Source organism: Xanthomonas sp. NCPPB 1067 (assembly GCF_020783795.1).
Lineage (GTDB): Bacteria > Pseudomonadota > Gammaproteobacteria > Xanthomonadales > Xanthomonadaceae > Xanthomonas > Xanthomonas melonis.
The window spans coordinates 21,580-37,091 of the sequence record NZ_JAJGQG010000007.1 but is presented as its reverse complement, the minus strand read 5'-3'; the positions used below and the strand labels follow the sequence as shown (position 1 = coordinate 37,091).

At 66.4% G+C, this 15,512-nt stretch carries 14 protein-coding genes; 8 read left to right on the top strand and 6 right to left on the bottom strand.

Translation table 11 applies throughout. The features are described from left to right. Positions 1-2 precede the first annotated feature (2 nt). Entirely contained in the window at positions 3-1,019 is a 1,017-nt protein-coding gene (locus tag LL962_RS07695; RefSeq protein ID WP_228316480.1) for a sulfate ABC transporter substrate-binding protein, read from the bottom strand. A 170-nt stretch (positions 1,020-1,189) separates the two neighbouring features. Here LL962_RS07695 and kbl point away from each other — a divergent pair, with 170 nt between their 5' ends. Beyond that, positions 1,190-2,398: a glycine C-acetyltransferase gene (kbl, locus tag LL962_RS07690; RefSeq protein WP_104584606.1), complete on the top strand. Its 1,209-nt coding sequence runs from the start codon at positions 1,190-1,192 to the stop codon at positions 2,396-2,398. 2 nt (positions 2,399-2,400) lie between these two features. Beyond that, the gene (locus LL962_RS07685) at positions 2,401-2,805 is read left to right on the top strand and encodes an HNH endonuclease (protein ID WP_228316479.1); all 405 of its coding nucleotides are present in this window, start codon (positions 2,401-2,403) and stop codon (positions 2,803-2,805) included. Here LL962_RS07685 and LL962_RS07680 read toward each other — a convergent pair. The 3 genes from LL962_RS07680 to LL962_RS07670 form a co-directional block, all read right to left on the bottom strand. Further along, a complete protein-coding gene (locus LL962_RS07680) occupies positions 2,744-3,607 on the bottom strand; it encodes a pseudouridine synthase (RefSeq protein ID WP_228316478.1) in 864 nt (287 codons plus the stop codon). The two genes, LL962_RS07685 and LL962_RS07680, sit on opposite strands and share 62 nt — an antisense overlap. Positions 3,608-3,626: 19 nt before the next feature. Further along, positions 3,627-4,142: a hypothetical protein gene (locus LL962_RS07675; protein WP_228316477.1), complete on the bottom strand. Its 516-nt coding sequence runs from the start codon at positions 4,140-4,142 to the stop codon at positions 3,627-3,629. 203 nt (positions 4,143-4,345) lie between these two features. Beyond that, entirely contained in the window at positions 4,346-5,443 is a 1,098-nt protein-coding gene (locus LL962_RS07670) for an OmpA family protein (RefSeq protein ID WP_104584614.1), read from the bottom strand. Between the two features lie 434 nt (positions 5,444-5,877). Between LL962_RS07670 and LL962_RS07665 the strand changes: the two genes are divergently transcribed. From LL962_RS07665 to LL962_RS07650, 4 genes are all read left to right on the top strand, one after another. Then, the gene (locus LL962_RS07665; RefSeq protein ID WP_228316476.1) at positions 5,878-6,900 is read left to right on the top strand and encodes a zinc-binding alcohol dehydrogenase family protein; all 1,023 of its coding nucleotides are present in this window, start codon (positions 5,878-5,880) and stop codon (positions 6,898-6,900) included. Positions 6,901-7,069: 169 nt separating this feature from the next. Further along, a complete protein-coding gene (locus LL962_RS07660) occupies positions 7,070-9,109 on the top strand; it encodes an NADPH-dependent 2,4-dienoyl-CoA reductase (protein WP_228316475.1) in 2,040 nt (679 codons plus the stop codon). A 547-nt stretch (positions 9,110-9,656) separates the two neighbouring features. Further along, the gene (locus tag LL962_RS07655; protein ID WP_104584620.1) at positions 9,657-10,118 is read left to right on the top strand and encodes a cell wall hydrolase; all 462 of its coding nucleotides are present in this window, start codon (positions 9,657-9,659) and stop codon (positions 10,116-10,118) included. A gap of 345 nt (positions 10,119-10,463) precedes the next feature. Then, entirely contained in the window at positions 10,464-11,078 is a 615-nt protein-coding gene (locus tag LL962_RS07650) for a glutathione S-transferase N-terminal domain-containing protein (protein WP_104584621.1), read from the top strand. Positions 11,079-11,283: 205 nt separating this feature from the next. Here the strand turns inward: LL962_RS07650 and LL962_RS07645 are convergent, their stop codons facing one another. Further along, a complete protein-coding gene (locus LL962_RS07645; protein ID WP_228316474.1) occupies positions 11,284-12,270 on the bottom strand; it encodes a malate dehydrogenase in 987 nt (328 codons plus the stop codon). A 118-nt stretch (positions 12,271-12,388) separates the two neighbouring features. Beyond that, entirely contained in the window at positions 12,389-12,883 is a 495-nt protein-coding gene (locus tag LL962_RS07640) for a peptidylprolyl isomerase (protein ID WP_104584625.1), read from the bottom strand. A gap of 243 nt (positions 12,884-13,126) precedes the next feature. Between LL962_RS07640 and typA the strand changes: the two genes are divergently transcribed. Continuing rightward, positions 13,127-14,956 (top strand): translational GTPase TypA, encoded by a 1,830-nt coding sequence (gene typA, locus LL962_RS07635; protein ID WP_104584627.1) that lies wholly within the window; start codon positions 13,127-13,129, stop codon positions 14,954-14,956. Positions 14,957-14,969: 13 nt separating this feature from the next. Then, a complete protein-coding gene (locus LL962_RS07630; RefSeq protein WP_228316555.1) occupies positions 14,970-15,440 on the top strand; it encodes a DUF2127 domain-containing protein in 471 nt (156 codons plus the stop codon). Positions 15,441-15,512 lie beyond the last annotated feature (72 nt).

Sequence of the window (15,512 nt, the reverse complement as noted above, 5' to 3'; positions counted from 1 at the left end):
GCCTACTTCTTGGCCTGGATCTGGTCGAACAGGCCGCCGTCGGCGAAATGTTCCTGCTGCGCCTTGTCCCAGGATCCGAACGCCTGCTGGATGGTCACCAGTTTGACGTCAGGGAAACGGGCCAGATCCGCCGGGTCGGCGAACTCGCGATGGCGCGGGCGGTAGAAGTGCTTGGCCGCCAGCTTCTGCCCTTCCGGCGCATACAGATAACGCAGATAGGCCTCGGCCACTTCGCGCGTGCCGTGCCTGTCCACGTTCTTGTCCACCAGCGCCACCGACGGCTCGGCCAGGATCGACAGCTTGGGCACCACGATCTCGAACTTGTCCTTGCCCAGTTCCTCGCGCGCCAGCAACGCTTCGTTTTCCCATGCCAGCAGCACATCGCCGATGCCGCGCTGCACGAAGGTGGTGGTGGCGGCGCGCGCGCCGGTGTCGAGTACCGGCACGTTGCGGAACAGGGCCTGCATGTAGCGCAGCACGCGCTCGCGGTCGCCCTTGAAGATATGGTCCGCGTACGCCCAGGCGGCCAGATAGTTCCAGCGCGCGCCGCCGGAGGTCTTGGGGTTGGGGGTGACCACCGCCACGCCCGAGCGCAGCAGGTCCGGCCAGTCCTTGATGTTCTTGGGATTGCCCTTGCGCACCAGGAAGACGATGGTGGAGGTATAGGGTGCACTGTTGTCCGGCAACCGCTGCTCCCAGGCGACATCGATCAACTTGGCCTTCTGCGCGATCGCATCCACGTCGTACGCCAGGGCCAGCGTCACCACGTCCGCCTCGATGCCGTCGATCACCGCCCGCGCCTGCTTGCCCGACCCTCCATGCGAGGTTTCCACCCGCACCGTGTCCTGGGGGTGCTGGCGCTTCCATTGCGCGGCAAACGCGGCGTTGTAGTCGCGATAGAACTCGCGGGTGGGGTCGTAGCTGACATTGAGCAGATCGATGTCGCGCGCGCCCGCCGGGCCGGCCAGGGCCAGCAGGACGCATGCAAGCAGGGCGAAACGGGAACGGGGGTGGGTCACAACGATCTCCTGGCCGGGGGCACGGCTGAACAGCAAGCATGCCATGCTGCGCAGCGACACGCGGACGGTGAAATGACATCCGCACCGCTGCTTATGCCGATATTGCATGACGTAGTGGTATGCCATGGTGATCGTTAAGATTGCGCTTCTTCCCTGCCACTGCGATCGCCATGACCCGTCCGCCTGCCGCGCTCACCGCCCACTACGCCGCCGAACTGGATGCCATCCGGTCCCAGGGCCTGTTCAAGTCCGAGCGCATCATCACCGGCCCGCAGTCGGCACGGATCACGCTGGCCGATGGCCGCAGCGTGCTGAACTTCTGCGCCAACAACTATCTGGGCCTGGCCGATCATCCGGACATCATCCAGGCCGCCAAGGATGCGCTGGACAGCCACGGCTTCGGCATGGCCTCGGTGCGCTTCATCTGCGGCACCCAGGATCTGCACAAGCAGCTCGAACGCAGCATCGCCGAGTTCTTCGGCACCGAGGACACCATCCTCTATGCCGCCTGTTTCGACGCCAACGGCGGCCTGTTCGAACCGCTGCTCGGCGAGCACGACGCCATCATCTCCGACGCACTCAACCACGCCTCCATCATCGATGGCGTGCGCCTGTGCAAGGCCAAGCGCTTCCGCTACGCCAATTGCGACATGGCCGACCTGGAAGCGCAGCTGCAGGCCGCCGACGCTGCCGGTTGCAAGACCAAGCTGATCACCAGCGACGGCGTGTTCTCGATGGACGGCTTCATCGCCCCGCTGGACGAGATCACCGCCCTGGCCCGCAAGTACAACGCGCTGGTGCACATCGACGAATGCCATGCCACCGGCTTCCTGGGCGCCACCGGCCGCGGCTCGGCCGAGGTCAAGGGCGTACTCGACCGGATCGACATCTTCACCGGCACCCTGGGCAAGGCCATGGGCGGCGCGCTGGGCGGCTTCACCACCGGCAGGCGCGAAGTGATCGAACTGTTGCGCCAACGCTCGCGTCCCTACCTGTTCTCCAACTCGTTGCCGCCGCACGTGGTGGCTGCCGGCATCAAGGCGTTCGAGATGCTGGACGCGGCCGGTGAGCTGCGCACGCAGTTGGCGGACAACACCCGCTATTTCCGCGACCGCATGACGGCGGCCGGCTTCGACCTCAAGCCGGGGGTGCATCCGATCAGCCCGGTGATGCTCTACGACGCACCGCTGGCACAGCGCTTTGCCGAGCGCCTGCTCGAAGAAGGCATCTATGCGATCGGCTTCTTCTTCCCGGTGGTGCCCAAGGGCCAGGCGCGCATCCGCACCCAGATCAGTGCCGCGCATACCCGCGAGCACCTGGATCAGGCGATTGCGGCCTTCATCAAGATCGGGCGCGAACTCAAGGTCATCGACGCCTGAGCATGCGCACGGTGCTGCGCCAACGGCTGCTGCTGGCGGCGCACAGCGATGCCCAGGCGCGATGGCTGGACGGCGCCTGGGACACGCGCTGCCTGCACTGCCGCCGGCATCTGCAGCTGCGCGCCGATGGCGAACCGCTGGGGCACACCACGCTCGAACACGTGGTGCCGCAGGCCTGGTTCGGTCGTCGCGCGGCCGCCGCACTGTGCGCACTGGTCGGCGGCGACCCCAACGATGCACGCAACCTGGCGCTGGCCTGCGCCGGCTGCAACCACGCCAAGGGCCGGCGCCATGACGCCAATGGCGCCGGCGACGCGCGCGCGCTGGAAGTGGTGAGCGCCTTGCTCAGCGCACGTCTGGCGCGCTGGCGGGATCCTGCGTCAGCTCCCGGACTTCCGCCGCGCTGAGCAGCCGCCAGGCGCCCTTGCCCAGCTCGCCCAGCGCCAGCGCCCCGATCGCCACGCGCACCAGCCGCAGCACACCGATGTCCACGGCCGCCAGCAAGCGGCGGATCTGCCGGTTGCGGCCCTCATCCAGCACGATTTCCAGCCAGGCATTGCGCTCGCCTTCGCGCAGCACGCTCACCTGCCGGGCGCGCAGGAAAGCGCCATCGCCCTCCGGATCCGGGTCGATCAACCCCGCCCGCAGCTGCGCCAGTTGCTCGGCCGTCGGGCGGCAATCGATCTGCACGTGATAGGTCTTGTCCGGCCCGCTGGCGGGGTCGGTCACCGCCGCCGCCCACTGCGGATCGTTGGTGAACAGCAACAGTCCTTCGCTCGCCTTGTCCAGGCGCCCGACCGGGGCAAGCCATGGCAGGTTCGCGCCATCGAAGCAGCGATAGACGGTGTCCCGTCCCTGTTCGTCGCGCACCGTGGTGACCACGCCGCGCGGCTTGTTGAGCACCAGGTAGACGCGCGCCGGCCCGGCCAACGGTTGACCATCCACCGCGATGGCCGCCTGTTGATCGGTTCGGATCGGGAATTCGGGATCGCGGACCACCCGGCCGTCGACGCCGACGCGGCCGGCGACGATCCAGCGCGCCGCCTCGGCGCGCGAGCACACGCCCAGCTTGGACAAGATCCGCGCCAAACCGTGACGCGAAGGCGCCGCCGCGGGTCCTGCAGCCGCGCCCCGGTGCACAGCGCCTGCCGGCGACGCCGGACCACGCTGGCGATGCCGGGACCGCGCCGGCGGGGGCCGCCGGGTCATGCCGTCCCGACCGCGTGGATTACTTGTTCTCGACCGGCTTGGCGTCGGCCGCAGGCACGGCGGGCACCACCGCAGCCGGAGTCGCACCGGCCGCTGGCCGTGCCTTGACCACACGCACGCCGCGCGCCTTCATCCAGGCATCGAATTCTTCGGCCGTCATGCGCTTGCCGTTCTGGCTCATGTCGAAGCGCCACGGCGTGTTGTCGAACGCGGTGGCGGCCTTGTAGGCGGCCGGATCGTTCGGGTTGGCGGTGCCGCCCGGCGGAATCACCTTGGCCACGTCCTGGCAGCCTTCCACGCGCAGGCGCAGCAGCACGCGGTCCACCGATTGGTCGGTGCTGTACGGCTGGGCCAGCACGCCGGCTGGCATGCCCAGTTGCACGCTACGGGTATAGAACTCAGATGCGGCTGGCGCGATCACGGTGGCGGGCAATGGCAGCGGCTGGGACACCGCGCCGCCGGCGCAGTTCGGGGCGGCGTAGGCGGCGGGAATCAGAGCGAGACAGAGCAGTCCTGCCGTAACGGTACGCAGCATCGTGGATTCTTCCAGATAAGAGAGTGTGTCGACGCGGCGAGTGTAGGCAGCGATGAACGCTGTTTCAACCGGAACCGTGCCGTGAGGGCAACACAGACAGACTGGCTGCCTGCGTGCAGGGGAATTCGGGAGATGTCGCAGATGGCACATAGACAAAACCCGGCGCGAGGCCGGGTTTTGTTTGAAGCAGACTGGCGGTCCGATTAGTTCTGGACGTTCAGCTCGGTACGACGGTTCTTCGCACGGCCTTCCGGGTTGTCCGAACCATCCGGGTTGGTGTTCGGAGCGATCGGGCGGCTCTCGCCGTAGCCGATCGGGCCGACCAGACGCGAAGCGTCCACGCCGTTCTTGGTCAGGTAGTCGTACACGGTGGTCGCACGACGCTCGGACAGCTTCTGGTTGTACGCGTCGGTGCCCTTCGAGTCGGTGTGACCGGCAACCTCGACCTTCAGGTCGGGGTAGCGCTTCAGGATCTCGGTCGCTTCGCTCAGGATCGACACGGCATCCGGACGCAGGGTCGACTTGTTGAAGTCGAAGTTCACGCCCTTCAGGTCGATCGACACCGGAACCGGGCAGCCGTCCGGACCAATGGTCTGGCCGGGCTGCGAAGCCGGGCACTTGTCGTCGCAGTTGTTGACGCCGTCGCCGTCGTCATCCAGGTCTGCGCAGCTCGGAGCGACCGGAGCCGGAGCCGGCGGCGGAGCGGTGACCGGAGCCGGTCCCAGCGGAATCACGACGCCGACCGACGCCAGCACGTCGCCGAACCAGTCTTCCTGCGGAGCAGCAACGCTCTGGTCGTCGAAATCGGCGCGGTAAGCGACTTCGGCACGCACGGCAACGCGCTTGTCGAAGGTGGTCTGCAGACCGACACCAGCCTTGGCGGCGAAGTTGCCGTCCTTACGCTGGCCCGGCGAAACCGGGTTCGGGGTCGCGTCGAATTCTTCTTCCGAACGCTGGTAGCCCAGACCGAACAGCAGGTAGGGGTTCCAGCCGCGGCCTTCCTGGATGAAGTGACGACGCAGATCGAACGAGATGCCGTACTGGCTCCAGTTCTGGTCCTGGTTGGCGTCGAAGTTCGGGTTCTGGTAGTTCAGCTCGCCGTCCAGCGACCAGTTCGGGCTGACGAACTTGCCCAGGCCCAGGGTGACGAACGGAGCATCATTGGTCAGACGGTCGTTGTCCTGGAAGTTGAAGCCAGCGCCACCGGTCAGGTACCAACGGTCATCGAACTCCTGCGCGGACGCAGCCTGGGCGACTGCCAGACCGCCGAGCAACGCGGCAGTGAGAATTTTCTTGTTCATTTATACAGCTCCTTCTTTGGGAGATAAAACCGATAGAGGCGTTGTTCTTGGTAAAGATGCTCGTCACATCCAGAGCCATCGGGGCGCAGATTAAGCCGGCTTCAGTGAAGATCGCGTTAACGGTCATATAACATGTGAAAGCAATCTCCAGCCCGCGCAACCCCAATCAATACTACGTATACAGCTTAATGAAGGAAAGCATCGGCAGCCCATTTTGCCCTCACGCAGCGCATGAACGGCAGCCGAATTAAACAGGTTGAATGCGCTGACCGAACACCCGAAATACCTCCCGACGTCGCACTTGCAAAACCACAATGGTGAACGCTGCCCCCCATTGAGCTGAATTGTGGGGCCGGTGGTTGCGGGCGACTCGCTGCACAACGCACCCTGAACTGCCCACCAGGAGTGCCACGATGCCCACCAGGAGTGCCACGATGAAAGCTGTCGTTCTTACCCATCATCTTCCGATCGACGACCCCGCATCGTTGCTGGACATGGAACTCGCCGCGCCGACCGCGCCCTCGGGTTATGACGTATTGGTACGCGTGGAGGCGGTCTCGGTGAACCCGGTCGATACCAAGGTGCGCGCGCCCAAGCCGCAGCCGCTGCAGGCCCCCAAGATCCTGGGCTACGACGCCGCGGGCGTGATCGAGGCGGTCGGCCCGGATGTCACCGCCTTCGCAATCGGCGACGAGGTGTACTACGCAGGCGACATCGGGCGCCCAGGCAGCAACGCGCAGTACCAGCTGGTGGATGCGCGCATCGCCGGTTGCAAGCCGACCTCGCTGAGCTTCGCCCAGGCGGCCGCCCTGCCGCTGACCACCCTGACCGCCTGGGAGCTGCTGTTTCAGCGGATGCCGTTCGCCTTCGATGGCGCGCGCAATCGCGGCAGGCAGCTGTTGATCATCGGCGGCGCCGGCGGTGTGGGATCGATCGCGATCCAGCTGGCCCGGCATGCCGGCTTCACCGTGATCGCGACCGCGTCGCGGCCGGAGAGCGTCGAATGGGTACGGCAGATGGGGGCCCATCACGTCATCGACCACCACCAGCCGTTGCAGCCGCAATTGCAGGCGCTGGGCCTGCATGCGGTACATGCGGCGCTCAATCTGGCCGATACCGACCGCTACTGGCAGCAATTGGGCGAGGTGCTGGCGCCGCAGGGGCATGTGGGCCTGATCGTGGAACCGCGCGGCCCGCTGCAGATCGGCGACCCGTACAAGTCCAAATGCATCGGCATCCATTGGGAACTGATGTTCGCACGCGCCCGCTACGGCACCGACGATATCGTCGAACAGCACCGCATTCTCAACCGCGCCGCCAGCCTGATCGATGCCGGCGAACTGCGGACCACCCACACCGAAACGCTGTCGCCGATCAACGCGCAAACCCTGCGCGAGGCGCATCGCCGGCTGGAAAGCGGCAGCACCATCGGCAAACTGGTGCTGGCCGGCTGGTAACACGGCGGGCCGATCCACCCCGGCCCGCCCCTGAGGCGGGCGCCGGGCATCGCGCATCCGCGGTCGGGGCCGCCGTATGCGCCTGCGCTCGCCCCTTCGCGCACCAAGACTTGCCGCCAGGCCCGTTTGACGGCATCGTGCGCATTCCGTACGCCAGCGTATCCACATCATGTCGCCCGCCACCGGCCCATCCGCCCCTGCGTTTCCGCACCTGTTCACCCCGCTCGACCTCGGCTTCACGCAACTGCGCAATCGCGTCCTGATGGGTTCGATGCACACCGGGCTGGAGGATCGTGCGCGCGATTTTCCCAAGCTGGCGGCCTACTTCGCCGAGCGCGCTGCCGGTGGGGTGGGCCTGATCGTCACCGGCGGCTTTGCGCCGAACGTAGTGGGTTGGCTCAAGCCGTTCGGCGGCAAGCTGTCATGGCCGTGGGAAGTCCGCCCGCATCGCCAGGTGACGCAGGCGGTGCATGCGCACGGCGCAAAGATCTGCCTGCAGCTGCTGCACGCCGGACGCTATGCGTATCACCCGTTGTCGGTGGCGCCTTCCAGGCTGCAGGCACCGATCAATCCCTTCACTCCGCGTGCCCTGTCGGCGGCGGCGGTGGAACGCCAGATCGGCGCCTATGCACGCTCGGCGCAGCTGGCGCGCGAGGCCGGATACGATGGCGTGGAGGTGATGGGATCGGAAGGCTATCTGATCAACGAATTCACTGCCGCACGCACCAACCAACGCAACGACGCCTGGGGCGGCGACGCGAACAAGCGCATGCGCTTCGCAGTGGAGATCGTGCGCCGCATCCGCGAAGCCTGCGGACCGGACTTCATCATCGTCTACCGGCTGTCGCTGGTGGACCTGGTCGAAGGCGGCAATCAGTGGCAGGAAATCCTGGCCCAGGCACAGGCGATCGAAGCAGCCGGTGCCACCATCATCAATTCCGGCATCGGCTGGCACGAAGCCCGCATTCCGACCATCGCGACCTCGGTACCGCGCGCGGCCTTCGCCGGCGTCACCGCCAAACTGCGACCGCACCTGCGCATCCCGGTGGTGGCCAGCAACCGCATCAACATGCCGGAAGTGGCCGAACGCATCCTGGCCGATGGCGCAGCGGACATGGTGTCGCTGGCGCGACCACTGCTGGCCGATCCGCAGTGGACCAACAAGGCCCGTACCGGCCAGTCGCACACCATCAATACCTGCATCGCCTGCAACCAGGCCTGCCTGGACCACGTGTTCGAGAACAAGCTGGCCACCTGCCTGGTCAATCCGCGCGCCGCGCACGAAACCGAACTGGTCTATACACCCACGGCCGCACCGAAGCGCATCGCCGTGGTCGGTGCAGGCCCGGCCGGCCTGGCCTGTGCGACGGTCGCCGCCGAGCGCGGCCACCAGGTCACCCTGTTCGATGCCGCAGACGAGATCGGCGGCCAGTTCAACGTGGCCAAGCGCATTCCGGGCAAGGAAGAGTTCCACGAAACCCTGCGCTACTTCGGCCATCGCATCGACGCCACCGGCGTGCAGTTGCGCCTGGGGACCCAGGTGCAGGCGCCGGATCTGAAGGACTTCGACGAGGTGGTGCTGGCCACCGGCATCGAGCCGCGCAAGGTCGATTTCCCCGGCGCCGATCACCCGATGGTGGTGAGCTACCTGGACGTCGTGCTCGGGCGACAGGTGCCCGCCGAAAAGGTGGCGATCATCGGCGCGGGCGGCATCGGTTTCGACGTTGGCGAATTCCTGGTGCACGCGGGTGCGCCGGTATCGCTGGATCCGGCGCGCTGGATGGCCGAATGGGGAGTGGACCCGACCTTCGAAAATCGCGGCGCGCTGGCCAAGCCGCAACCCGAACGCCCTGCCCGCCAGGTCTGGCTGCTGCAGCGCAGCCCGGGGCGACCGGGTGCACGCCTGGGCAAGACCACCGGCTGGATCCATCGGGCCACGCTCAAGGCCAAGGGCGTCAAGATGCTCGGCGGCGTGGAGTACCTGGGCGTGGACGATGCCGGCCTGCATATCCGCGTGGAAGGTACCGAACAGGTGCTCGATGTCGGCACGGTGGTGGTCTGCGCCGGACAGGAACCGCGCCGCGAGCTGCTTGCCGCGTTGCAGGCCGCCGGACAGCAGCCGCATCTGATCGGCGGCGCAGACGTGGCCGCGGAACTGGATGCCAAGCGCGCCATCAACCAGGCCAGCCGGCTGGCGGCGACGTTGTAACCGGAACGTGCGGCGCGCCAGCCGCATTGCCGGTGGGCATCGTGCCGCGGCGGTGTGTCCGGCGGCCGTACGCGCCGGCATGCTCATCGCGGCGCGGCACGGGCCACAGCCATCGGTCATTCGTGCTTGATGACGCAGCCCTGCTGCAGGTAAAGGCTGAGCGTCGGTTGGCGACCGCCCGCGCCACGCCCGGGGGAGCGCGGCCGCCCAATCCCACCTCCTGCGCCGACGTCCCTGCACCGCTGTCGCGCCTGCAATGCGACGCACCGGGCGTGCGGGAACACGCAGCGCGCACTGCCGGCATGCCGGTCCGCTGGGCGGATGGGGCCGTCAACCCCGCCCATTCAGCCGGGATTGTGTGACCGGCACCTACCTTGCGCCAACTTTTTGACCCGCCCGATTCGGCGGGCAGCTTCGGCAGCGATGTCTCTTCGCCGAAGACCGGGCGGCCCGTGACAGGTCGCCTCCCCATGACGCCAAGCCCTGCGCACGGGTGTGTCCACTTCGGATGCCCCTGCGGATCGGCCCATACGGAGCAAGGAGTTCTATGAAGCTGGCCTGGATACTTTGGCTGTCGCAGTTGTTGCCGCAGCCCGCTGCAGATTCGTTGTGCTTGAGTACCACCGTCTACCTGGAAGCGCGTGACCAGACGCTGCGCGGCCAGCAGGCCGTTGCCGAAGTGGCGCTGCGCCGCCGGGACAGCGGCCTGTGGGGCGACTCGATGTGCCAGGTGGTCACCGCACGCAAGCAGTTCGCGCCGACCATCGTCTCCCCCGGCACGCAGCTGAAGAACGACGATGCCTGGAACAAGGCATTGGGCGTGGCCCTGGCCGCAGAGCGCAACTGGGCGCTGCCGGTGGGCCAGCGCAAGGAGATCGTGCCCGGTGCCAGCCACTTCGCTGCCAGCGCGATCGCCAGCCCCAGCTGGCGCAATGCCTACCAGGTGGCCACCATCGGCGACCACACGTTCTATCGCGTGCAGACCCTGCGTCCGCGCACCGCGTCGTAAGCGCGCTCGCCTGCGGCAGCTCGCCGCGCCGCCCCGGCTGGCAGCCGCGGGCAACGCCGCCAGCCGGGTAGCCGATGGCTCGCCGGATCAGCTCCCGCGCTGCATATGGGCAGCCGGCATGCACCGCCACCAGGTCGCTGCGCCCCAGGATCCCGGGCACGCGCACTGCCTGCTGGCTGTCCGCGCCATTCGACCGCCCCACTCCGGCATCGGTCATGGAACATACCGATTCCGAACACCATGGAACATACCGATTCCGAACACCGACCGCGCCCGCCTGGCGGCGAGTACGGTGGTCTTGTCAGCTGCGCTAATCTTGCGCCCCCGTTCCTGACAGGATTGACCATGAAGCTCTACACCAAGCCGGGCGCGTGCTCGCTCGCAGACCACATCGTCCTGCGCTGGTCCGGACTGCCGTTCGAGCTGGTCGTGATCGACGCGGCCACGATGAAATCGCCCGAGTATCTGCGCCTGAATCCGGCCGGCGCGGTCCCGTTGCTCCTGGTCGACGACTGGGCGCTGACCCAGAACGCGGCCATCCTCAACTACATCGCCGATATCGCGCCGCTGACCGGCCTGGGTGGCGACGGCAGCGCACGCAGCCGCGCCGAGATCAATCGCTGGATCGCCTTTTCCAATGCCGACGTCCATCCCGCCTTCAAGCCCATCTTCGGCAGTACCGCCTACCTGCAGGATCAGGCGCTGATCGCGCTCAGCCACGACGATGCGCGCAGCAAGTTGCGCACGCTCTACACGCGCGCCGATGCGCATCTGCAGGACCGCCAATGGCTGGCCGGCGACAGCCACACCGGTGCCGATGCCTATCTGTTCGTCACCCTGCGCTGGGCCCACAAAGCCGGCGTCGACTTGCGGGGACTGACCGCACTGGAGGCTTTCTTCCAGCGCATGCAGGCCGATACGGACGTGCAGGCTGCGCTGACTGCCGAAGGTCTGGCGTAAGCGACCGTCGAGGCGCGCAGGCAAGGTCGCCGTCGCGCCGCTGCACTGCCTCCGACGCCGCGTGCAGTGCACTCCCGCGTGCCCGGTCCTGGACAAGCGCATCCGCGCGCACCTCGCATGACACCGCATCGCACCACCACCAGTGCGCGGACACAAAAAAACGCCGGGCAGTGCCCGGCGTTTCCATTCACTACCAGCGTGTTGCTCAGCCCAGCAGGTGCGACACACCGCCGCGCTCTTCTTCCAGTTCGGCCAGGGTCTTGTCGATGTACTTCTGGCTGAAATCGTCGATCGGCAGATCCTTGACGATGGTGTACTGGCCGTTCTCGGTGGTGACCGGGAAGCCGAAGATCACGCCTTCGGGAATGCCATAGGAGCCATCCGACGGCACGCCCATGGTCACCCACTTGCCGCTGCTGCCCAGCACCCAGTCACGCACGTGATCGATGGCGGCGTTGGCAGCCGAGGCGGCCGAGGACAGCCCGCGCGCTTCGATGATCGCCGCGCCACGCTTGCCCACGGTCGGGATGAAGGTGTTGGCGTTCCATTCCTGATCGTTGATCGCATCGCCGATCGAGGCGCCATCGGCCGTGGCGAAGCGGTAGTCCGGGTACATGGTCGGGCTGTGGTTGCCCCACACCACCAGCTTCTCGATGCCGCCGACCGGCTTGCCGAGCTTGAGCGAGAGCTGGCTCAGCGCGCGGTTGTGGTCCAGACGCAGCATGGCGGTGAAGTTCTTCGGGTTCAGATCCGGCGCCGACTTCATCGCGATGTAGGCATTGGTGTTGGCCGGGTTACCGACCACCAGCACCTTGACGTCGCGCTTGGCCACCTTGTTCAACGCCGCGCCCTGTGCGGTGAAGATCTTGGCGTTCTCCAGCAGCAGGTCCTTGCGCTCCATGCCCGGGCCGCGCGGACGCGCGCCGACCAGCAGCGCCACGTCGATGTCCTTGAACGCCACTTCGGCGTCGTCGGTGCCGACCATGCCGGCCAGCAGCGGGAATGCGCAGTCTTCCAGCTCCATCATCACGCCCTTGAGCGCGGCCTGGGCCTTCTCGTTGGACAGTTCCAGCAATTGCAGGATCACCGGCTGATCCTTGCCCAGCATTTCGCCCGAGGCGATGCGGAACAGCAGGGCATAGCCGATCTGGCCGGCAGCGCCGGTCACGGCAACACGAACAGGTGCTTTCATGGGGTGTTTCCTCTGCTAAAAAGCGTTGGTGGGGGTGGCACGCTGGCTGGGCGCAGGGCCTTGGCGGCGCGCTTGGACAAGCGAACGGCCGCACGTGGCGGCCGTTCGATGGGTGCGATCAGGCGGCGAGGATCTTGTTCCACTCCGCAACGCGGTCGGCCTTGGCGGCCAGCGCGGCGTCGGCATCGCCTTCGATGGTGAGCGTATTGATGGTGTCGCCCTGGGCAACGCTGTCCACCACGTCCAGGCCCTGGGTGACCTTGCCGAACACGGTGTGCTTGCCGTCCAGCCACGGGGTGGCGGTGTGGGTGATGAAGAACTGGCTGCCGTTGGTGTTGGGGCCGGCATTGGCCATGGACAGCACGCCGCGCTCGTGGCCGACGCCGTTATTGGTCTCGTCTTCGAAACGGTAGCCCGGGCCGCCGCGCCCCGAACCCTCCGGGCAACCGCCCTGGATCATGAAGTCGGCGATGACGCGGTGGAAGTTCAGGCCGTTGTAGAAACCGCGCTTGGCCAGGTTGACGAAGTTGGCGACCGTCAGCGGGGCCTTCTCCGGATACAGCTCGACAACGATCTTGCCGCGGGAGGTGTCGAAGGTGGCGATCAGGGACATGGAAATCCTTGCAGGTTCTGGAGTGATCAACAGCCGCCTAGGATACACCGGGGCGGGTGACCGGCCGCGCGGTTACGACCATGGTTCAACTCGCCTGCCCGCACCGCCACGATCGCCCGTCACGCTGCCTGAATGGGCGATCTGAACCGCCCTCGGGCAATCCGCAACGGCGGCGCAACGAAACCGCTATAATGTCGGGCTTACCTCACCTCAAGACTGGCGCCAGACAGGGGCCCTTTCCGCATGTCCATCGAAAAACTCCGCAATATCGCCATCGTCGCGCACGTCGACCATGGCAAGACCACTCTCGTCGACTGCCTGCTGAAGCAGTCCGGCACCCTGTCCGAACGCACCGTCCTGGCTGAGCGCGTGATGGACAGCAACGACCAGGAAAAGGAACGTGGCATCACGATCCTGGCCAAGAACACCGCCATCACCTGGCAGGGCAACCGCATCAACATCGTCGACACCCCCGGACACGCCGACTTCGGTGGCGAAGTCGAGCGCGTGCTGTCGATGGTGGACTCGGTGCTGATCCTGGTCGACGCGATGGACGGCCCGATGCCGCAGACCCGCTTCGTGACGCAGAAGGCGTTCGCGATGGGCTTCAAGCCGATCGTGGTGGTCAACAAGATCGACCGTCCCGGCGCACGTCCGGACTGGGTGATCGACCAGGTGTTCGACCTGTTCGACAAGCTCGGCGCCACCGACGAGCAGTTGGACTTCCCGATCGTCTACACCTCGGCATTGAACGGCTACGCCAGCCTGGATTCGAGCGTGCGCGACGGCGACATGACCCCGCTGTACGAAGCGATCATGCAGCACGTGTCGGCGCCGGACGTTGATCCGGACGGCCCGTTCCAGATGCGCATCAGCCAGCTGGACTACAACAACTTCGTCGGCGTGATCGGCATCGGCCGCATCCAGCGCGGCACCTTGAAGAAGAACATGCCGGTCAGCGTGATCGACCGTGAAGGCAAGAAGCGCCAGGGCAAGGTGCTGCAGGTGCTGGGCTTCCTGGGCCTGGAGCGCATCGAGCAGGACAGCGCCGAGGCCGGCGACATCGTCGCCATCTCCGGCATCCAGGAACTGACCATTTCCGACACCGTGTGCGCGCTCGACCACCCCGAAGCGCTGCCCGCGCTGACCGTGGACGAGCCGACCATCTCGATGACCTTCCAGGTCAACAACTCGCCGTTCGCCGGCAACAAGGATCTGTCCGGCGGCAAGTTCCTGACTAGCCGCCAGCTGCGCGACCGTCTGGACCGCGAGAAGGTGCACAACGTGGCGCTGAAGGTCGAGGAAGGCTCGGACGCCGACAAGTTCCTGGTCTCCGGCCGTGGCGAGCTGCACCTGTCGGTGCTGATCGAGAACATGCGTCGTGAAGGCTACGAGCTGGCCGTCTCGCGTCCGGAAGTGATCATCAAGGAAATCGACGGCAAGCTGATGGAGCCGATCGAGCAGCTGGTGGTGGACATCGAAGAACAGCACCAGGGCGGCGTGATGGAAAAGCTGGGCACCCGCAAGGGCCAGCTGAAGAACATGGAACCGGACGGCAAGGGCCGCGTGCGTCTGGATTACATGATCCCGGCGCGTGGCCTGATCGGCTTCCAGAACGAATTCCGTACCCTGACCCAGGGTTCGGGCCTGCTGTTCCATGTGTTCGACCATTACGGCCCCAAGGAACAGGGCGCCATCGCCAAGCGCCAGAACGGCGTGATGATCGCCAACGCACCGGGTGCGACCCCGGCGTATGCATTGGGGCCGCTGGAAGAGCGTGGCCGTCTGTTCGCCGCCGAAGGCGACAACGTGTACGAAGGCCAGCTGGTCGGCATCCATTCCAAGGACAACGACCTGACCGTCAACGCGATCAAGACCAAGCCGCTGACCAACATGCGCGCTTCGGGCAAGGACGATGCGATCAAGCTGACCCCGGCGATCAAGTACACGCTGGAGCAGGCGCTGGACTTCATCGAGGACGACGAGCTGGTCGAAGTCACCCCGAAGGAAATCCGTCTGCGCAAGAAGCACCTGACCGAGAACGAGCGCAAGCGCGCCGGCCGCGCCGGCTGAGTCGCTCCTCGCAATCGTGACTCGTCCATCCTATAGCCCGGATCCGCGTGCGCATCCGGGCCTTCATGCGATCGCCTTGCTGGAGGCGGTCAAGGGGACGCTTGCGCTGTTGGCGGCGACGGGCCTGGAGATTCTGGGCCCGCTCCCGCTGCAGCATGCGGTCAGTACGCTGATCCGCCGTTTCAATCTGGACCCCGAGCACGGCGCGCTGCCGTCGCTGCTCAAGACCATCAACCCCGATGCCGTGCATCTGGCTGCCGCGGCGATGCTGGCCTACGGCCTGCTGCACGTGGTGGAAGCCTGGGGGCTGTGGCGTGCCAAGGCCTGGGCGTCATTGCTGGGCTGCCTGTCGGCGGCCATCTACCTGCCGTTCGATATCTACGCCATCGTCCGCCATCCCGGCTGGACCGCCTGGGCCGTGCTGGCGATCAACCTGATCGTGGTCGGCGTGCTGGCACGCGATCTGGTCCGGCGTCGCCGCTGACCCGCACTGCGCGTTCCTTGCGGACGCCGCATCCGTTGTCACCCCGATCCTGCTTCGTTAGCCTGCGAAGAC